Genomic DNA, 18,984 nt, shown 5'->3' with positions numbered 1-18,984 from the left:
CCGAGAGTCTACGGCACCCCTGCCACGACGCCCAATCTCATTCCGAGGGACGAAGAGCCTGCCCCGCCGTCGCGACCAGGGCATCGATCGCGAACTTGGGTTTCACATTGACCGCCAGCGCCTCTCGGCACGCTAGAACGGCCTCGATGCATCGCAGAAGCTGTTCGGGGGGCACCCGGTCCACCATCGGCCCGAGCCGGTCGGCCATATCGGGGTGATGCAGCGCCACCCGGCCCTCCTCGGCAGCGCCCACCGACAGCACCAGGGCGTCTCGGAAGTAGGTGGCCAAATCGATGAGCGTGCGGTCCAGCGCGTCACGCGATGCCCTGGTCTGACGCGATTTTTGTTTGCGCTCCAAGTCCTTCAAGACACCCGCTGCTCCGCGCAGCGCTGTCGCCGCACCCTTGCCGGTGCCCCCGGCCCCCAGCGCCGTCCTCAGCTCTTCCTCTTCGGCCTCATTGCGGGCGGCCGTCTGTTCCTTCGCCTCGATGTCGGCGCTGGTCACCAACTCCTCGGCCGCCGCATACGCCCGCGTCGGGGTTGCAGCCTCCCGGGCCAGCCCCAATGCTCGGAGCCGCCGGGCACGGGCCTGCTCATCAGTGGCGAGCCTGCGCGCGCGGCCGACATGGCCACCGCTCACCGATGCGGCCCACTGCGCCTGCTCGGGGTCGATCCCGTCGCGGTCCGTCAACACCTGTGCGATAGCAGTCACCGAGGGGGTGACAAGCGCCACATGACGGCAGCGTGATCGCAAGGTGATCGAGATGTCCTCCGGGTCCACCGAGGGGGCGCACAGCAAGAACACCGTTCGCGGCGGCGGCTCCTCCACAACCTTCAACAGCACGTTGCCGGCGCCCTCGGTCAACCGGTCGGCGTCCTCGATCAGCACCACCAGCCAGCGCCCGGTACTCGGCCGGCGCCAGGCCGCCTGCACGATCGCGCGCATCTCGTCCACGCCGATCGACAATCCCTCGGGAACGACTCTGCGCACGTCAGCATGGGTCCCGGCCATCGTGGTGGTACAGGCACGGCACTCCCCACAGCCCGCGGCCCCCTCCGATTCACACTGAAGGGCGGCGGCAAAACACAACGCGGCCACCGATCGGCCCGACCCCGGCGGCCCGGTGAACAACCATGCATGGGTCATCCGGCCCACGTCATCCCCACGTGCAGCCAATGCCGCAGATGAGAGCGTCGAAACCACCGCTCCCTGATCCACCAGGCGACCGAAAACCCCGCTCATCGTCACCAACCCTAGCTGCCGGATCCGACTCCCCGAACAGGCCGCATAGGCGTGTGAAACGCTGCCGTCACCGCCGACAGCTACGGTTAACGAGTGACTGGCGCGGAAGGAAGGGCAGACCAGCGCCCACTCGCACGCGCAGCCCGGTATTCACGATGGGTCATGCGCACCCCATGGCCTCTTTTCATCATGGGTATCGCACAGTCGAACCTGGTCGGGGCCTTGTTCGTCTTGGGCTTCCTGCGCTTCGGCCTGCCGCCGAGCGACAGGGTGGAACTGTCAGAGCTTGGCACCGCACGGCTCATCATCCTCGGCGTCTCGCTGTTCATCCTGTTCATTGCCGGCGCCATCGTCAGCACCTACCTGCTGTTACCGGTTCTGCGCTGGCAGTACAGCTCCCCGGACTTCGAATCCGAAGGATCGGAGTCTGTGCGCGTCCGTGCCCTGCAGATGCCCTTCTACCGCACCGTCATCAGCGTCGCGACCTGGCTCGTGGGTGGTGCGATCTTCGTCGCCGTCACCTGGTCATCCACCCATAGCTCGGTACTGGTCGCGGCATTCGCGACCGTGCTGGGCGCCACCACCACCAGCATCATCGGCTACCTGCAGTCCGAGCGCGTCCTGCGCCCGGTAGCCATTCAGGCATTGCGCCGTGGCGTGCCGGAAAATGTCACCGCCCCAGGGGTCATCGTCCGCCAGATACTCACCTGGGCATTGAGCACCGGCGTGCCGATCCTGGCGATCGTGCTCACCGTCGTGGGCCAACGCGCCGGATATCTGAAGTCCAATGCCGACAACCTCACCGGGTCCATCCTGATCCTGGCGATCATCGCGCTGGCGATCGGTTTGATGGGCACGCTGCTGGTGGCCACCTCGATCGCCGACCCGCTGCGCCAATTACGTTGGGCGCTCAGCGAAGTGCAGCGCGGCAACTACAACGCCCACGTGCCCATCTATGACGCGAGCGAGCTCGGACTGCTGCAGGCCGGGTTCAACGACATGGTGCGCGATCTCGGTGAACGGCAGCGCCTACGCGACCTCTTCGGCCGCTACGTCGGTGAGGATGTCGCACGCCGGGCACTCGAGTACGGCACCGAACTCGGCGGTCAAGAGCGCAGTGTCGCTGTGCTTTTCGTCGACCTGGTGGGATCTACCCAGTTGGCGTCTACACGCGGGCCGGCGGTGGTCGTCAGGGTTCTCAACGAGTTCTTCCGGGTCATCGTCGATACCGTCAACAAGCACGGCGGCTTCGTCAACAAATTCCAGGGTGACGCGGCGCTGGCCATCTTCGGCGCGCCCATCGACCACCCCGATGGCGCCGCAGCGGCGCTCGCAGCCGCGCGCGAGCTGGCCCATGAACTCACCAGCGTGCTGGGCTCCAACGACTTTGGAATCGGGGTCTCGGCGGGGCGAGCCATCGCCGGCCACATCGGGGCACAGGCGCGTTTCGAGTACACCGTCATCGGCGATCCCGTGAACGAGGCTGCCCGGTTGACCGAGCTGGCCAAGAACGAACCCGGGAACGTGCTGGCGTCCGCCTCCGCGGTCATGGAGGCACGCGACCAAGAGGCTCTGCGCTGGGACGTCGGTGAAACCGTCGAACTGCGCGGCCGCAATGTGTCCACTCAGGTGGCACGCCCGCGCCGCATCTAGGTCGCCTTCTTGGCGGCCTTCTTCGCCGGGGCCTTCTTGGCGGGAGCCTTCTTTGCCGCCTTCGCCGGCGCCTTCTTGACGCGCTTCACCGGACCCCGCGCCCGACGGTCGGCAAGCAACTCCGAGGCACGTTCATCGGTGATCGACAGCACGTCATCGCCCTTACGCAGGCTGGCGTTGGTCTCACCGTCGGTGACGTACGGGCCGAAGCGGCCGTCCTTGATCACCATCGGTTTGCCGGTCGCCGAATCCGCACCGAGCTCACGCAGCGGAGCCGCCGAAGCCGCCTGACCACCACGACGTTTCGGCTCGGAGTAGATCTTCAGCGCCTCGTCGAGGGTGATGGTGAACATCTGATCTTCGGTGGCAAGCGATCGAGAATCGGTGCCGCGCTTGAGGTACGGGCCGTACCGTCCGTTCTGGGCGGTGATCTCCTCGCCGTTTGCGGGATCGACACCGACCACGCGCGGCAAGGACAGCAGCTTGAGCGCGTCCTCGAGCGTCACCGTCTCCAACGTCATGGACTTCAGCAGCGAGCCGGTACGCGGCTTGGGCCCCTCCACCTTCTTGGCGCCGCGCTTAGGCTTCGCATCCGCCTCGGCGGCGTCTAGCTGCTCCGGCGGTGCCGGCAACACCTCGGTGACGTAGGGACCGAAACGTCCATCCTTGGCGACGATTTCGTGCCCGGACTCCGGGTCAACACCCAGCGTCCGGCCCTCCTGCGGAATCGCGAACAGCTGCTCTGCCATCTCGACGGTCAGCTCGTCGGGGGTGACGCCGTCCTTGACGTTGGCGCGCTGCGGGGTCGGTTCCCCGTCATCGCCGGTGATCATTCGCTCCAGGTACGGGCCGTTCTTTCCAACCCGCACATAGATGGGGCGCCCCTGGTCGTCGTCGAACAGCTTGATCGAGTTGACCTCGCGGGCGTCGATCTCCTCGAGGTTCACACCCACCAGGCGCTTGAGTCCGCCGGCGCGGGCGACCGAACCTTCGACACCATGCTCGCCACCAAAGTAGAAGGCGTTCAACCAGTTTGTGCGCCGTTCGTTACCGGAGGCGATCTCGTCGAGGTCATCCTCCATCGCCGCTGTGAAGTCGTAGTCGACCAGCCGGCCGAAGTGTTGTTCCAGCAGTCCGATCACCGCGAACGCGGTCCATGAGGGCACCAGCGCACTGCCGCGCTTGTGCACGTAGCCGCGGTCCTGGATGGTCCGGATGATCGACGAGTAGGTCGACGGACGCCCAATACCCAACTCTTCCAACGCCTTGATGAGCGAGGCCTCGGTGTAACGAGCGGGCGGATTGGTGGTGTGTCCGTCCGCGGACAGCTCGGCGACAGTGACGGTCTGGCCCTGCTTGAGCTGCGGGAGACGACGTTCCTCGTCGTCTGCCTCGCCACCGGCTAGCTCATCCACGGTCTCGACGTACGCCGACAAGAAGCCGGGGAAGGTGATGGTGCGGCCACTGGCGGTGAACACCACTTGCTCGCCGGAGGTGGCGGTGCCGGCCAATCGCAGGCTCAGCGTGGTCCCGCGTGCATCGGCCATCTGCGAGGCAACGGTGCGTTGCCAGATCAGCTCGTACAGACGGAATTCGTCATTGTCGATCAGTGAATGCAATTGTCCCGGAGTTTTGAAAGTCTCGCCTGCGGGACGAATAGCCTCGTGCGCTTCCTGCGCATTTTTCACCTTGCGCGTGTATTGCCGCGGCGACGGGTGCACATATTCGCTTCCGTACAACTCCGCGGCTTGACTGCGCGCGGCAGTCAATGCCGATTCGGACAGTGTCGTGGAATCGGTACGCATATAAGTGATGTAGCCGTTTTCATACAGCCGCTGCGCAATGCTCATGGTGCGCTCGGAGGAGAACCGCAGCTTGCGGCCGGCTTCCTGCTGCAGCGTCGATGTCATGAACGGCGGGTAGGGCTTACGGGTGTACGGCTTTTCCTCGGCGGAGGCGACCGTCAGGGTGGCCTGAGCCAGTCCGGCGACCAGGGCGTTGGCCCGCACCTCGTCGAGAACCAGCACATCGTCGGCCTTCTTGACCTGGCCCAGCGAGTCGAAGTCGCGACCGGAAGCCACGCGCAGCGCGTCAACGCTCAGCAGGCGGGCGTTGAAACGCGGAGGCTTGGCCTCGCTGCCGGCGTCCAGTTCGGCACCCAGATCCCAGTACCCGGCGCTGCGGAACGCCATGCGATCGCGTTCACGCTGAACGATGATCCGGGTGGCCACCGACTGCACGCGCCCGGCGGACAGGTTCCGGCCGACCTTCTTCCACAGCACGGGGCTGACCTCGTAGCCGTAGAGCCGGTCCAGGATGCGGCGGGTCTCCTGTGCGTCGACGAGGTTGTTATCGAGGTCACGGGGGTCCTGAGCGGCCGCAAGAATGGCTTGTTCGGTGATCTCGTGGAAGACCATGCGCCTGACGGGCACCTTGGGCTTGAGAGTCTCCAGCAGGTGCCAGGCGATGGCCTCACCCTCGCGGTCACCGTCCGTTGCGAGATAGAGCTCGTCAACGTCCTTCAGCAGGCCCTTGAGTTCAGTGACGGTGCCCTTCTTATCGGGGCTGACGATGTAAAGCGGCTCGAAGTCTTCGTCAACGTTCACCCCGAGTCGAGCCCAGGGTTCGGACTTGTACTTGGCCGGAACGTCGGCAGCGGCACGGGGCAGGTCCCGGATGTGGCCACGCGAGGACTCGACGACGTATCCGTCGCCGAGGTAGCCAGCGATCTTGCGGGCCTTCGTCGGTGATTCGACGATGACGAGCCGTCGCACTGCTTCGTCTCCTTACCTGCGCATTCAGCCGCATATGTACGGTGTGGGGGCGGTCCACCGTGGTCACAAGATGACACCCCCGCGCCAATTGCGCAAACCTAGCCTTTCATATCGGCTTCGGTATTCCCGATGTCAGGGTGGCTAAAAGTGTGTCCGTGTCGCCGTTAAACCGCTGATAAAACCCGGTTATACCCTCGGCCAAACACGAAATGCATCGGTATCGCCGGGTGGTTCGCCGATGTTTTCGAGCAGCCGCCCCAGCCGGCGTCGCCCACTGATTCGTAACGCGGGATTGGCGCCACGTGTTCCGATCAACGTTGGGGCAATGCCCACGCGCATCAGCGCGGCCGCCAGCGTCGAATGGGTATCGGGAGCGTGCGGGTCCAGTCCGAGGAGGTACCGATCGGCTTCCGGTGCGCCCGCCGCAAGCACCCAGGCCCGCAATTCACGAGCACCCGGTAACCATTGCGCTGGGACGGTTTTCACCGCGCCCCGAGTCCACTCACGCGCGATCGGGAGCACCGCGGGATCGATGGCGGTACGCACCAGCGGATGGTTCTCGTCGGTGTGACCGACCTCGGCCTGTAAACCGGTTTCGGTGATCATCTCGGCCAGTGCCAGCGCACGCCACGGCTGGTCCACGACCACCGAGATCCGGGCGCCCGCGCCACTGACCACAACCTGGCCCGGTCCAGCCAGCAGCCCCGCCAGATCGGTGACCTCGGGAGGCACCGATTCGGCGGAAAAGAAGGACAGCTGGCTCACAGTCACAGACAGTACTTTCTCCGCGCACCAGTAGGCCCTACCCGCGCGCGGAGAGATTCTTGGAACGAGAAACGCCCCCGGCCATGGCCAGGGGCGTTCCTTCGACGGATGTGGGTCAGACGGCGCGGACGCCGGTAGCCTGGGGGCCCTTGGGGCTCTGGCCTACCTCGAACTCAACCTTCTGGTTCTCTTCCAGGGTACGGAATCCGTTGCCCTGAATCTCCGTGTAGTGGACGAAGACGTCGGCGGAGCCGTCCTCGGGAGCAATGAACCCGAAGCCCTTTTCCGCGTTGAACCACTTCACAGTTCCCTGTGGCATTTCTTGATTTTCCTTCTCTTACACCGGGTGCGACGCGCCGTTCGGTACGTCGGGCCCCGTTCCGACCGCCATACCCCGTGAAGAAGACCCTCGCAGGAACCGCGACCGCAACGTCGATCCTGCGAGTGCAAAACACGAACACAGAAGCTGCGACCGCCCTAAGTAGAGCATGTTTAGAGCGTTGGCGATAGCGGTGAGCCAGATAATTGATAGGAAGTTCGGTGAACAGTGGCGAAACTTCGGCCCCCTTTTGGCCTGCCTTACCCTGGCATTATGGCCAGATGCGGTAGCGAACTCGACACCGTTTTGGCACAAGTGTGCAGGTCACGAGGGGTTTTGCGGTGACCGTCGGCTATGGCCGTGAACTGCTGGATCTCATCGTGGCCGGTACACCCAGCGGCGAAACTCCGGTGCGGCATATTTGCGATATTCCTGCTCGAAATGCCGAGGTCGCGGTGTGGCCGCAGTGGGTACACCGCGACGCGATCACTGCTTTTGCCGCCCAAGGAGTGACCGATCCGTGGTCGCACCAGGTCGCCGCCGCCTCGCTGGCATTCGCGGGCCGCCATGTGGTGGTAGCCACCGGCACCGCTTCCGGGAAGTCGATGGCCTATCAATTGCCGATTCTGACCGCGCTGGCCGCAGAGCCGCGGGCCCGTGCGCTCTATCTCGCACCCACCAAGGCACTCGGCCACGACCAGTTGCGCTCGATACGCGAATTGATCACGGGGATCGACAGTTTCGATCGAGTGCTGCCCTGCGCGTATGACGGCGACAGCTCCAACGAGTTGCGGCGGTTCGCGCGCGAGAACTCGCGGTGGATCTTCACCAATCCCGACATGATGCACGTGTCACTGCTGCACAACCACACCCGCTGGTCGGCATTCCTGCGCGGATTGCGCTATCTGGTGGTGGACGAATGTCATTACTACCGTGGAGTTTTCGGGTCGAATGTGGCTCTCGTGCTGCAGCGACTGCTGCGCTTGTGCGCACGCTATGGTTCGCATCCAACAGTGGTGTTCGCCAGCGCCACAACCTCTAATCCGGGCGCCGCGGCGCACGCGTTGATCGGTCAGCCGGTCGAAGAAGTCATCGCAGACGGTTCTCCACACGGGATGCGCACGGTGGCGCTCTGGGAACCGCCGCTGCTTCCGATCACCGGAGAGAACGGGGCACCGGTGCGACGCCCGGTAAGCACCGAGGCATCCCGACTGCTCGCCGATTTGGTCCAGGAGGGCGCGCGAACGTTGACATTCGTCCGATCGCGGCGGGGCGCGGAGATGACAGCGCTCGGCGCCGCCCATCGGCTCGCGGAGGTCGATCCGGCACTGGCGTCGCAAGTGGCGGCGTACCGGGCGGGCTATCTACCGGAGGACCGCCGGGCGCTGGAACAGGCGTTGTCGACGGGCACGTTGACCGGTGCGGCGACCACGAACGCTCTTGAGCTGGGCGTCGATATCGCCGGTTTGGATGCCGTTGTGGTGGCGGGTTTTCCGGGCACCGTGGCCTCATTCTGGCAGCAGGCCGGACGCTCCGGGCGCCGGGGACAGGGGTCGTTGGTGGTACTGGTCGCTCGCGACGATCCGCTGGACACCTACCTGGTTCACCATCCGGGCGCGCTGTTGGACAAGCCGATTGAGGCGGTGGTGATCGATCCGACCAATCCGCATGTGCTGCGCCCCCATCTGCTGTGCGCGGCAACCGAATTACCGCTGACAGAGGACGATGTGCGATCCCTGGATGCTGGAGATGTGGTCGCCCAGCTCGTTGACGACGGGCTACTACGCAAGCGGCCCGGCGGATACTTTGCGACCCCCGGCCTCAATCCGTATGCGGCGGTGGATATCCGTGGATCTATCGGCGGACAGGTGATGATCCTGGAGGCCGATACCGGGCGAGTGTTGGGAACCGTCGATTCCGGGCGGGCCCCTGCGACAGTGCATCCGGGCGCAGTCTATTTGCATTCCGGCGAGACCTATCTGGTCGATTCGCTCGATTTCGGTGATGGAATCGCTTTGGTGCACAACGCCACTCCAGACTATTCGACGTTCGCCCGATCGACCATCGATATCGCGATCACCGGCGAGGGCGAGCGGATCGATCTGGGTGACATCCAGATAGGGCTGGTGCCGGTGGACGTTACCCACCAGGTGATCGGCTATCTACGCAAGCTTGCGACCGGCGAGATCCTGGACTTCGTCGAACTCGATATGCCCTCCTCAACACTGAGCACCAAGGCGGTGATGTACACCATCACCCCGGAAGCGTTGGCGAGCATCGACATCGAGGCACTGGCCACGCCCGGCGCCCTGCACGCGGCCGAGCATGCCGCGATAGGCCTGCTGCCGTTGGTGGCCAGCTGTGATCGTGGCGACATCGGCGGAGTGTCCACCGCGCTGCAAGCCGAAACCAGGCTACCAACGGTGTTCGTGTACGACGGCCACCCGGGTGGTGCGGGTTTTGCCGCCCGCGGATATCAGCAGCTCGCGATCTGGCTGGGTGCCACGGCTGACGCCATCGAGGCGTGTGAATGCGAGGCCGGGTGCCCGTCCTGTGTGCAATCACCCAAGTGTGGCAACGGAAACTCCCCACTGGACAAGGCCGCAGCCGTCAAGGTGCTGCGGTTGGTGCTGTCTCGACTACCCGGCTAGAAGGCGCGGGCATACTGCTTGGGAACCACCGGGCTCAGCTCGGCGCCCAGCTCCCGGGCGGCGCGCCGTGGCCAATACGGGTCGCGCAATAGTTCGCGGCCCAGCAACACCGCGGAGGCATCGCCGGCGGCGAGGATCGATTCTGCCTGGTGTGGCTCGGTGATCATGCCGACCGCGGCTGCGGGAAGCGTTGTTTCGGTCTGGATACGACGGGCGAATCGCACCTGATATCCGGGCCCCGTAGGAATCCGGACATGTGGCACGTTGCCGCCTGTCGACACGTCGATGAGATCCACCCCACGCGCCTGCAGCAGCCTGGCCAGCTCGACGGTCTGGTCGGGCGTCCAGCTGTCTGACTCCAGCCCGGGCTCCTCGGACACCCAGTCAGTGGCCGACACCCTGACGAAAAGCGGCAGGTGTTCGGGCCAGACCGTACGTACCGCCGCAACAGTGTCCAGGGTGAGCTTCACCCGGCCGGCGAAAGACCCGCCGTACTCATCGGTGCGGGTATTGCTTGCCGGAGAGAGGAATTGGTGCTGAATGTAGCCGTGGGCGGCATGCACCTCAAGCACCTGGAAGCCCGCCCGCAACGCGCGCTGCGCGGCAACCACGTAGTCATCGATAATCGCGTTGAGATCAGCGGGCGTGGCCGCCACCGGCGGCTCGAAGTCACCATACGGCGCGTTAGTGGGTCCAATTGTCTCCCAGCTCAATGGATCTGAGGGGTTCAGTGAGAGATGCCCGTCCCATGGTGCGACGGTAGACGCCTTACGTCCGGCATGCCCGAGCTGTACCCCGGGAATCGCGCCAAACTCCTTGACGGCGCCCACGATGGAGGCCCAGGCCTGCTCTTGGGTGTCGTTCCACAGCCCGGTGTCGTACGGGGAGAGTCGCCCTCGCGCGTTGACGGCGGTTGCCTCGGTGAACACCAGCCCAGCACCACCGACCGCCCGGCTGATCAAGTGAGTGCGGTGCCAATCGTTGGGTGTACCGGTCAAGGGACCGGTGGGGTCGGCCGAGTATTGGCACATCGGCGACATCCAGATCCTGTTGGGAATGGTGATGTCACGCAGCCGGTACGGCTCGAACAGCAGGCTCATGGTGCGAAGGCTCCTCGCGTCGGGTCGACGGCCAGCCTGGCTGGCCCGGCACAATCCAACGCAGACAGGCGCGGGATGCTTCCCGCGGCCTATTTAGCCTGCCTGTTCGGTTGCCGGTCCCTGCTCGACAGCGGAGAGCGCCTCCCGCACGAAGTCGGCAGACAGCACGACCGCCTCAGCGGTATCGCGCGAGACCGCGATGGCCGGGAAAGCGTGCAGCTGCCACGAGTAGCTGTGCACCTTGGCAACCACGCCTGCGGTGGTGAGCTTCTCGGCGAGCTCCAGAGCATCCGGCTCCAGGAACTCGTCCTGCGCGGTGATGAGCAGCGTAGGCGGAAACGCCTCGACAGGCACCGAAATCACCCGCCGCTCGCCAGTGAATTCCACTGGGCCCCTGTCGAATTTGGGTGCGAGCTTAGCGAGCTTGCCCTTGGGTAAATATGCGTCATGGCGGCTGGTGCTGGCCGGGTTGGACGCCAGGTCCAGATCCAGCAGCGGCGAATACCCGACATAGGCAACGGGCTTCGGAAGTCCATGGGTGTGCGCATACTCAATGACCTTGCCGCTCAGGTACCCGCCGGCCGAGTCACCGACGATGACCACCCGCGTGTAGTCCTGCAGCAGCTCGCGATAGGCCTGCACCGCATCTGCCACCGAGGTACCCACCCCGGCCACCGGCAGCTGCCGGTAGTCGAGCACGTATACCGGGATCTGAAGCTGGCGCGCCAGCAAGCCGGTGATCTTGCGGTGGGTGGCGGGCCCGCACGCGATGAAGGCGCCACCGTGCAGATACAGGATGGCCGTATCGGAATCACTTGCTTGCGTCCCCGCCGGCACCATCAGATCCGTAGGCCGGTCGACCAGGGCGATCCGCGTCCGCTGAATACCGGGCGCATCGGGTCCCCGTTGGGCACCCTGGTCCAGCCATTTGAGCTGGCGAAGTCCGGCGTCGAGGATCGGAAACAGGATCAACAGCGGCTTGACGAACAGCAGCACAAACAAAAACGGCAACCGGGCCTTGAGACCCGACTTGGGGTGCAGGGTGACGACCATCCGCTAACGCTACCGCTCGGGGATCGCACACCCGTAACCTCGGTGGGTGCCTGAGACCAAGGGTCGACGTCAAGACCGCCGCACCGCCGTCACGACAGCGGCAATCCTCGACGCGGCCGAAGGACTCTTCGTGGAGCGCGGGTTCCATGCGGTCACCATGGACGCGATCGCCGATACCGCCGATCTCGCGGTCGGTTCGATCTATCACCACTTCAAAAACAAAGAGCGTCTCTATCTCGCGCTCGTCGAGCGCGCGCTGCTGGTCAATGAGGAGGCGATGGCCAGGGCTTTTGGCGAGGGGCGCACGCCGATGGAAGAACTGCGTGCGGCCAGCGACGCGTACTGCGATTTCCATCTGCAGAACCCCGGGTACTTCCGCATGATCGCCCTGCGCACCCTCGACGTTCCCCCCGGAGATATGGCCGACGAGGTCGAGCGCCGGATTGCCGACAAGGTCGAGTCGCTGGTCGGCGACATCGCTGATGTGCTCCGCCGCGCCGACGCCGCGGGTGAGCTGCACTGCGCAGATCCGGTCCGGACGTCCATCTTTCTGTGGGGCGCATGGAATGGCGTCTTGTCGCTCAATTTGCGTCCTGACCGGCTGCGCCTTGAGCCCGCCGAGATGCAACGCGTCTTGGCCTTGGGGCGCGAAATCATCGAGCGCGGCCTCGTCCGCACCAAAGTCTTGTAGGAGCGTTCAGTTTTGTAGTAGCGTTCGGTTATGGTGCTGGCGGCGGCGATCCAACTCGAAGCAGTCATCGGCGATGTCGCCGCGAATCTGGACCGGTGCTCCACGCTCGCCGATAAGGCCGGCCAATCCGGCGCACGCATCATCGCGTTGCCCGAGTTCTTCACCAGCGGGATCGCTTTCGACCCCTCCTTGAAAAATGCCACCCTGCCCTTCTCGGGAGAGGCCACCGAACTGCTGTGCTCACTGGCCCGTCGCTACGACGCGCTCGTCGGCGGCTCGTTCCTGTGTCGGGACGGGGATGGGCACGTCCGCAACGCCTACGTCGCAGCGGATGCGACGGGAGTGGTCGGGCGCCACGACAAAGACCTGCCGACCATGTGGGAGAACTCCTTCTACATCGGCGGCCAGGACGACGGGGTGTTCCGTGCGGGCGCGTATGACGTTGGGGCTGCCGTGTGTTGGGAGCTGATGCGCACCCGCACCGCACAACGCATGCGTTCACGGGTTGATCTGGTCATGACCGGTTCCGGCTGGTGGTCGGTACCTCCATGGCACCCACGCGCGACCTTCGAGGGGATGGAACGCCGCAACCACGAGACCGCCCGGGCCGCGGCGGGCACGTTCGCCAAATACGTTGGAGCACCCGTTGTTCACGCTGCCCACGTCGGCGATTTCCGCTGCGCCATGCCCTGGATACCCCTTGAGTATCGGGGGCATTTTGAGGGTTCCACCCTGATCACCGACGGTGCCGGGCACGTCATCGCCGAACGTCGCCCCGAACAGGGCCAGGGCATCCTCCTCGGCGAGATCGACCTCGGACGCCAGGCACCCCTGGCCGAGATTCCCGACCGTTTCTGGCTGCATCCCCGCGGCGCACTGCCCACCGCCGCATGGCATTACCAACGGTGGCATGGCCGGCGATGGTATCGCAGAAACATGGTCGGCGCATGAACCTCGTCGTCCGCATCGGCCTCCTCGAGCTGGCATTCGGGGCAATGATGGGTAGGGCGGTGGCCGCCAACTTCCTTGCCCCGCAACTGCTAAAGCGCATCGGCGTGACGAACGGCCGCAGGTTCCTCCAGGCCCACCTGGACTACATCATGATGGGAATACTCCTGATCGCGGTGGGTCTCGCCGTGCCGGGAATGCCCAGCTGGCTGGCCGCCGTCGTGGTCTTTGGCGCGCTGCTAAACCCAACCCTGTTTCTGCCGATGGCGTTCAAGGAGAACGTCGCGTCCACCGCAGTCTTCAAGGCCGTCACGTTCGCCTCATTCGTGGCAACCAGTGGCGGTCTGGCTTTGGTTGCAGTCCAATAGGATTGGCAGCCGCAGCCCGCTTCAGGCCGTCTTCGTGGCCCTGATCGTGTACGTCAGGGGCATGACACCCGACCGCTCGCTCAGCGCCCATTCACCTCCGGGCCGCGGCGCCATATGGCCGGGAAGTGCCTCCCAGGGAACGCTATCGTGCTCGATCAGGAGATCGATGCGTAGACCGCTCGTGATCAGAGCCGTCACGATCTCGCCGAGAGAGTGATTCCATTCGTAGGTCGTCGAAGCCTGAATGACCTTGTCCGTAGGGACGTATGTTTGACCGTCGTCCCATTCCAACGGTTCGTCATGCTCGAAGTACGGGTATCGCAGACGCAACTCGTCACCAACGGAATCATCCATCGACCACAAGATCGGATGACCTTCGCGGATCACTAGAACCCCACCGGGAACAAGGAGCGCCGAAACCACCTCCGCCCACGCGTCAACGCGAGGAAGCCAGCACAGCGCCCCAATTCCGGTGTAGACAAGGTCGAAGCTATTGCACGGCAGTACTTTTGCTGCATCGTGAACGTCTGCCTCTACAAAGGTCACGACATCGCCCGTCTCGGCGGCCAGTGTCCGAGCCTCCCGGATAGCGTCCTGTGAGAAATCCAGGCCCGTCACGACGGCACCCAGGCGGGCCAACGAAATCGTGTCTGTCCCAATATGGCACTGCAGGTGCACGGTGTTCTTGCCTGCGATGTCACCGAGCACCGGCAGGTCGAAACTGACGACATCCGAGAGCAACGAGCCGTTGTCGACGAAGTCCTGCACCTGATACCCCGAGCCATCACGTGCCGCGTGAATTGCGGCCCGCTCGTTCCAGTTGGCCCGATTCGCACCCAACCAACCAGCTCTGTCACTCATGGCTGCCATCCTATTGGCGCGTACAACCTATTTAGCTGTACGGACAATGATCAGGTCATGGTTCTGTTAAACCGTTGCGGTAGTGGGCTCGTCCGGTTGCGGGCCGAGTTCGGGCTCATCTCTAAACGTGGCGCGTTTCCGGGCGGGGAGTTTCTGCGGCCACCAGAACCAGGGCCCCAGCAGCCTGGCCAACGGCATGACCAGGAACAGCCGGACGATCATCATGTCGAAGATCAGGCCGATGCAGATAGTGGACCCCGCCTGGCCGATGTTGACCACATCACTGGAGAGCATGGCCAGCATGGTGCCGGCGAGCACGAATGCCGCGGTGACGGCAACGTTGCCTGAGCCTGCGATGGTACGAATCAGACCCGTGCGTATTCCGGCAGAGAGCTCTTCGCGGTATCGGGAGAGCAATAGCAGGTTGTAGTCGCAACCCACGCCCACCAGCACGATGAACGCAATAGGCAGCGTCAGCCAATGTAATTCGATACCGATCAAGGTTTCCCAGATGAATGCCGCCAAACCGAGGGAGCCCAGGAAAGACAGCACCACAGTGATCAGGACAATCACCGAACCGGCCAGCGTGCGGGTGATCACCATGACGATCAGGAACACCAGCCCGAACGTGGCCAACATCATCGTCAAGATGTCGTTCATGGAAAATGCTTGTACATCACGGTAATTCGCGGATGCACCGGCTACCAGCAGATCGACATTGGACAGCGATGTCCCCTTGATCGCCTCGTGGGCGGCGGACTCGGCGCGCTGAATCTGATCAATGCCCTCCGGACTCATCGCTTCACCCTCGTGGTAGATCAGAATCCGTGCACCCTTGCCGTCGGGGGTCATCATGAATTTCAATCCGGTCTGAAAGTCCTTAGTTTTGAACGACTCCGGCGGCATGAAGAAGAAGTCGTCATTCTTGGCGTTGTCGAAAGCCTTACCCATATCGACCATCGGGTCGATCATGGGCTCGAGCTGGGCGATGGTGGCGTGGAAGAGGCTTTGCATCGTCAAGGTCAGCTGCTGCATGACAGCCATGTTCTGCACCATGGCATTGAGCTGCGTGATCATCTGCGGAGTGGCCGCATCAACCATGCTCAGCCCGTCCACCATCGGGCCCAGTTGCGAGGTCGCTTCGTCGATGTTGTCGACCGATTCATTCAACGAGCGCATGGCCCAACAAATCGGAATGTCGAAACAGTGAGGCTCCCAATACAAATAGTTACGTATCGGACGGAAGAAGTCATCGAAGTTGGACAGGTTGTCGCGGGTCTTCTCCATCGCAGCCTTCAGACCCCGGGAAGCCTCCACGGACATCTGCGTACCCGCGGACAGCTGGCCGGTGATGTTCGCCATGTTCTTGCTCAACTCCATCATGTCCCCCATCCGGGCGGCCATGGTGTCGATGTCGGTTACGCGGTCTTTCAGGAACCCCAGATTCTGACCGATCTTGGTGCCCATCGAGCCCATCGCATATGGCAGCGAGGCGTGTTCCAGCGGTCGGCCATTGGGCCGGGTAATGCTTTGCACCATCGAAATGCCAGGCGTACGAACAATGTTCTTCGCGATCCGGTCGAGACTGATCATGTCGGTGGTGTTGCGCATGTCGTGATCGGCCTTGATGTACAGGGTGTCGATCGAGAGCTGACTCGGCTGGAAATGCCGGTCTGCGGCGTCATAGCCGCGAGACGACTCGACACTCTTGGGAGCGTAATCGCGATCGTTGTAGCTCACCGTGTAGTTGGCCAGGTTCGCGATACACAGTGGAATCACCAGCGCTGCAACCGCAATCATCGCGACAGGCCACTTGGCGATCGCCGTGCCCAGCTTGCGCCATACCGGGCTGGTCTTGGCCGGCTCGGAGAGCCAGGGGATCTTGCTACCCAGTGTCAACAGGGCCGGCCCCAGCGTGAGCGCCGCGATGACGGCGACGACCATTGCCACAAAACACGGTGGCCCCAACGTCCGGAAGTAGTCGAGGGTCGTCAGGCTCAGGCACAGGCACGCACCCGATATCGCAATGCCCGATCCCAGAACAACGTGGGCCACGCTGCGCACCGAGGTGTAGTAGGCGGACTCCCGGTCCTCCCCCGCGCGCCGGGCCTCCTGAAAACGGCCCAGGTAAAAGATCCCGTAATCGGTGGCGACACCGAGAACCAAGGACACGGCCATGTTCATCGCGAACGACGAGATCCCGATGACGTGGTTTTCGACCAGAAGGGAGACCACGCCACGGGCCGTGGCCAGTGTGATCAACACTCCGATCAACGGGATGATCGCCCGAGTGAACGAGCGGTAGGCGATGAGCAGCATCGCGATGATCACCACGATGGTGACGATCGTCAGCGTGACCATGCTCTCGTCGGCGGCATTGAGAGTGTCCGAGGCCAAGGGTGCCGGCCCACTCACGTAGACCGTGAGCCCTTCGGGCTTGTCCTTGTCCAGCTTTTCGATGATGCCGCGGATGGCCTTGATCGACCTGTTCGAGTCGGCGTCACCCAAATCTCCGGCAGGACGCACCGTGAGCGTTGCGGCCTGCGCGTCCGCGCTCTGCTGACCCGACCTGGTAACAGGGTCGCCCCACAGATTCATGAGCGACTGCACGTGCTCTTTATCATCGAGTAGACGGCGAACCATCTCGTCGTAGTAGCGGTGGTCCTGCTCGCCGAGCGTGCGGCCCTGAGCCTCCAGAACGACTACCGCCATGCTGGTGTAGTCAGACTCTTCGAAGTCCTGCCCCTGCGTGATGGCAGCGGCCGACGAGGGTGCGTCACGGGGAATCATCGCCTTGGCATTGGCCGCGGTCGTTTCTTCCAGGGTGGGCACGAAAATGTTGAGGGCTGCGGCCGCCAGCACCCAGAAGATCACCACCGGAATCGCCAGCACGCGGAGCAATCGCGCAGGCCCAGGGCGCTTCTCGGGTTCCTGTGCCACCGGCGTTGCAGGCGCTACCAGTACCGGACCGGTCGTCGCGTCCTCCGGCGGCTGCTGACCCGACGTCATGCTGCCGTCACCGTGCATGCGACCGCGGCACTGGCATGGTTGACAACCTGTTCCTCGCGGACCTCGCCGTTGACCCGGATGCGGCAGCCCAGCGAGTCCCCGTCCACCTGGGCGACCAGGCTCAGCGACGCGGCCGACGACATCGTGGTTTCAGAGACCGACCACGGCAATGCAGTCAGCACGACGTCGACGGGTTCGCTGTTGAGGTTGGCATAGGACACCTTCCCGCTGGTTCCCAGATTGCCGAACACCTCGTAGGTGACGTTCTTGGGATTGATCTGAACAACCGTGGCCGGAATCGGACGGGTGGTCGGCGGATGGCTGATTGCCTGCGACTTCTCCCGAATCCGATTGACTCCGAAGCCAACGACCACGATGACGATGAGCGCCACCAAAGGCATCCACAACGTGCCGAGAAGTCGACCGGCACGGCCCCGCGACTGTTTGTGCCGACTCATAGCTGAGTACCCCTGACCTGGACGGGATGGATAGCGGACACGCGATCCTCCTTGCCGCTCGTCGTCGTTGTTACCTTCGGTAACATAGCTCTTGTTACCGCAAGTAACAAGTCGGCTAGGCTGTGGAACCATGGAGGCAGGTTTGACGTCTGGCGTGGGCTCGCGTCGTCCGTGGGCAGAGCGCCACGCGCACCTGCTGGACACCGCCGAGCGGTTGTTCTTCGAGCGCGGCTTCGCCGCCGTCTCGTTGAGCGATATCGCCCAGGGCGCGGGTGTCACCAAGCCCATCGCTTACCGTCACTTCACAACCAAAGATGGCGCATACCTGGCGTGCGCGCGGCGCGCACAGGCTGACTTTGCGCAGACGCTGATACAGCGGGTAGATCCCACGCTGACCGTGCGCGACCAGTTCGCCGCCGCTGCCAACGTGTTTTTCGAGCTCTTGGAGACTCACCCCGAGCGGTGGGAACTTATATACGGCAGCGCCGCAGTGTTGCCCGCCGAGTCGCGCGAAGAACTCTCCGCCTTGCGGTTGGACAACATCAAGACGACCTACGCATTGATCACCAGGGATCATCCCGGCATACCCAAGCTTTTCGCCGAAGGACTCGCGCACGCCATGTCCGGTGCAGCCGAGCGTCTCGGGCATTGGTGGCGATCTCGCCCCGACCTGGACCGCCAACACATGATCGACATCAACGTCGAAATCTTCTACGCCGCCGTGGCTCCCTATCTCGATTGACCGCAATCAACCAACAAACGCTGATCAGTATCGCCGTCACACGTCGCCGGTGACCGGGCCTGCACGGGCCGCCGCCCGGGCCGGACCCACACCGAACCGGCCCAACATCGCCGGAACACTCACCCCGACAAAAACATCGAGATCCTCAACTACGCAGCTGTTGACAGTGGCGCCCATCCTCCGGGCAACAACGGCCACCTTGTCGCAGGCGGAAGCCGCGCCGTACAGCGCACGCTGTGCACCAGCCAGCGCAGATAGATCAGCGGCGGCCTGCACGCGATGCCGCGCCACCACCGCCGAGCCCACTACGGCGCCTCCTGCGGTCAGCGCCAGCAGCACGACCATCATC

The 18,984-nt window shown here is 63.8% G+C and carries 16 protein-coding genes; 6 read left to right on the top strand and 10 right to left on the bottom strand.

The genetic code is table 11. The annotated features are described in order from the left end of the window. Nucleotides 1–37 precede the first annotated feature (37 nt). On the bottom strand, nt 38–1,243 hold the full coding sequence (locus tag RHO23_RS23325) for a DNA polymerase III subunit delta' (protein ID WP_064407680.1): 1,206 nt from the start codon (nt 1,241–1,243) through the stop codon (nt 38–40). Nucleotides 1,244–1,405: 162 nt separating this feature from the next. On the opposite strand from RHO23_RS23325, the gene RHO23_RS23320 reads away from it, so the two are divergent. Next, nucleotides 1,406–2,896, top strand: a complete 1,491-nt coding sequence (locus RHO23_RS23320) for an adenylate/guanylate cyclase domain-containing protein (RefSeq protein WP_044104857.1) — start codon at nt 1,406–1,408, stop codon at nt 2,894–2,896. Here RHO23_RS23320 and topA read toward each other — a convergent pair. The 3 genes from topA to RHO23_RS23305 all read right to left on the bottom strand — a co-directional run bounded on the left by topA (nt 2,893) and on the right by RHO23_RS23305 (nt 6,754). Beyond that, nucleotides 2,893–5,670 carry a type I DNA topoisomerase gene (topA, locus tag RHO23_RS23315; RefSeq protein ID WP_030095868.1) on the bottom strand — a complete coding sequence of 926 codons (2,778 nt, stop codon included), beginning with the start codon at nt 5,668–5,670 and terminating at the stop codon, nt 2,893–2,895. The two genes, RHO23_RS23320 and topA, sit on opposite strands and share 4 nt — an antisense overlap. A 186-nt stretch (nt 5,671–5,856) precedes the next feature. Continuing rightward, nucleotides 5,857–6,435: a hypothetical protein gene (locus RHO23_RS23310; RefSeq protein WP_030095869.1), complete on the bottom strand. Its 579-nt coding sequence runs from the start codon at nt 6,433–6,435 to the stop codon at nt 5,857–5,859. 115 nt (nt 6,436–6,550) lie between these two features. Beyond that, nucleotides 6,551–6,754 (bottom strand): cold-shock protein, encoded by a 204-nt coding sequence (locus RHO23_RS23305; RefSeq protein WP_005064941.1) that lies wholly within the window; start codon nt 6,752–6,754, stop codon nt 6,551–6,553. Between the two features lie 341 nt (nt 6,755–7,095). Here RHO23_RS23305 and RHO23_RS23300 point away from each other — a divergent pair, with 341 nt between their 5' ends. Next, nucleotides 7,096–9,405: a DEAD/DEAH box helicase gene (locus tag RHO23_RS23300; protein ID WP_064407679.1), complete on the top strand. Its 2,310-nt coding sequence runs from the start codon at nt 7,096–7,098 to the stop codon at nt 9,403–9,405. Here the strand turns inward: RHO23_RS23300 and RHO23_RS23295 are convergent. Together RHO23_RS23295 and RHO23_RS23290 are read right to left on the bottom strand one after the other, a co-directional pair. Next, nucleotides 9,402–10,505, bottom strand: a complete 1,104-nt coding sequence (locus tag RHO23_RS23295) for an NADH:flavin oxidoreductase/NADH oxidase (RefSeq protein ID WP_064407678.1) — start codon at nt 10,503–10,505, stop codon at nt 9,402–9,404. The two genes, RHO23_RS23300 and RHO23_RS23295, sit on opposite strands and share 4 nt — an antisense overlap. A gap of 93 nt (nt 10,506–10,598) precedes the next feature. Then, a complete protein-coding gene (locus tag RHO23_RS23290) occupies nt 10,599–11,558 on the bottom strand; it encodes an alpha/beta hydrolase (protein WP_064407677.1) in 960 nt (319 codons plus the stop codon). Nucleotides 11,559–11,604: 46 nt separating this feature from the next. Here RHO23_RS23290 and RHO23_RS23285 point away from each other — a divergent pair, with 46 nt between their 5' ends. The 3 genes from RHO23_RS23285 to RHO23_RS23275 are packed head-to-tail and all read left to right on the top strand — an operon-like array spanning nt 11,605 to nt 13,565. Continuing rightward, complete coding sequence (locus RHO23_RS23285; RefSeq protein WP_423488411.1) at nt 11,605–12,249, top strand: TetR/AcrR family transcriptional regulator; 645 nt, start codon at nt 11,605–11,607, stop codon at nt 12,247–12,249. Between the two features lie 30 nt (nt 12,250–12,279). Continuing rightward, the gene (locus RHO23_RS23280) at nt 12,280–13,200 is read left to right on the top strand and encodes a carbon-nitrogen hydrolase family protein (protein WP_064407675.1); all 921 of its coding nucleotides are present in this window, start codon (nt 12,280–12,282) and stop codon (nt 13,198–13,200) included. Continuing rightward, nucleotides 13,197–13,565 (top strand): hypothetical protein, encoded by a 369-nt coding sequence (locus RHO23_RS23275; RefSeq protein WP_423488410.1) that lies wholly within the window; start codon nt 13,197–13,199, stop codon nt 13,563–13,565. Before RHO23_RS23280 ends, RHO23_RS23275 begins: the two co-directional genes overlap by 4 nt. Nucleotides 13,566–13,586: 21 nt before the next feature. On the opposite strand, the gene RHO23_RS23270 is transcribed toward RHO23_RS23275, so the two are convergent. The 3 genes from RHO23_RS23270 to RHO23_RS23260 form a co-directional block, all read right to left on the bottom strand. Next, a complete protein-coding gene (locus RHO23_RS23270; RefSeq protein WP_064407673.1) occupies nt 13,587–14,426 on the bottom strand; it encodes a class I SAM-dependent methyltransferase in 840 nt (279 codons plus the stop codon). Between the two features lie 66 nt (nt 14,427–14,492). Then, complete coding sequence (locus RHO23_RS23265) at nt 14,493–17,435, bottom strand: RND family transporter (RefSeq protein ID WP_064410123.1); 2,943 nt, start codon at nt 17,433–17,435, stop codon at nt 14,493–14,495. Beyond that, complete coding sequence (locus RHO23_RS23260; RefSeq protein ID WP_030095879.1) at nt 17,432–17,893, bottom strand: MmpS family transport accessory protein; 462 nt, start codon at nt 17,891–17,893, stop codon at nt 17,432–17,434. The genes RHO23_RS23265 and RHO23_RS23260 overlap by 4 nt, the downstream gene beginning before the upstream one ends. A 130-nt stretch (nt 17,894–18,023) precedes the next feature. Between RHO23_RS23260 and RHO23_RS23255 the strand changes: the two genes are divergently transcribed. After that, nucleotides 18,024–18,635, top strand: coding sequence for a TetR/AcrR family transcriptional regulator (locus tag RHO23_RS23255; RefSeq protein WP_064407672.1), 612 nt, complete (start codon nt 18,024–18,026; stop codon nt 18,633–18,635). 36 nt (nt 18,636–18,671) lie between these two features. On the opposite strand, the gene RHO23_RS23250 is transcribed toward RHO23_RS23255, so the two are convergent. After that, nucleotides 18,672–18,983, bottom strand: coding sequence for an Rv3654c family TadE-like protein (locus tag RHO23_RS23250; RefSeq protein WP_423489287.1), 312 nt, complete (start codon nt 18,981–18,983; stop codon nt 18,672–18,674). Nucleotide 18,984 lies beyond the last annotated feature (1 nt).

The sequence above is a fragment of the Mycobacteroides sp. PCS013 genome (assembly GCF_049532645.1).
Lineage (GTDB): Bacteria > Actinomycetota > Actinomycetes > Mycobacteriales > Mycobacteriaceae > Mycobacterium > Mycobacterium gwanakae.
This window is presented reverse-complemented; position numbering and strand designations above follow the sequence as displayed.

Coding starts and splice junctions, on each gene's coding strand:
- RHO23_RS23325 (WP_064407680.1), bottom strand. CDS start 1,243: ATGAGCGGGGTTTTCGGTCGCCTGGTGGATCAGGGAGCGGTGGTTTCG.
- RHO23_RS23320 (WP_044104857.1), top strand. CDS start 1,406: ATGCGCACCCCATGGCCTCTTTTCATCATGGGTATCGCACAGTCGAAC.
- RHO23_RS23305 (WP_005064941.1), bottom strand. CDS start 6,754: ATGCCACAGGGAACTGTGAAGTGGTTCAACGCGGAAAAGGGCTTCGGG.
- RHO23_RS23295 (WP_064407678.1), bottom strand. CDS start 10,505: ATGAGCCTGCTGTTCGAGCCGTACCGGCTGCGTGACATCACCATTCCC.
- RHO23_RS23290 (WP_064407677.1), bottom strand. CDS start 11,558: ATGGTCGTCACCCTGCACCCCAAGTCGGGTCTCAAGGCCCGGTTGCCG.
- RHO23_RS23280 (WP_064407675.1), top strand. CDS start 12,280: ATGGTGCTGGCGGCGGCGATCCAACTCGAAGCAGTCATCGGCGATGTC.
- RHO23_RS23275 (WP_423488410.1), top strand. CDS start 13,197: ATGAACCTCGTCGTCCGCATCGGCCTCCTCGAGCTGGCATTCGGGGCA.
- RHO23_RS23270 (WP_064407673.1), bottom strand. CDS start 14,426: ATGAGTGACAGAGCTGGTTGGTTGGGTGCGAATCGGGCCAACTGGAAC.
- RHO23_RS23265 (WP_064410123.1), bottom strand. CDS start 17,435: ATGACGTCGGGTCAGCAGCCGCCGGAGGACGCGACGACCGGTCCGGTA.
- RHO23_RS23260 (WP_030095879.1), bottom strand. CDS start 17,893: ATGAGTCGGCACAAACAGTCGCGGGGCCGTGCCGGTCGACTTCTCGGC.
- RHO23_RS23255 (WP_064407672.1), top strand. CDS start 18,024: ATGGAGGCAGGTTTGACGTCTGGCGTGGGCTCGCGTCGTCCGTGGGCA.
- RHO23_RS23250 (WP_423489287.1), bottom strand. CDS start 18,983: ATGATGGTCGTGCTGCTGGCGCTGACCGCAGGAGGCGCCGTAGTGGGC.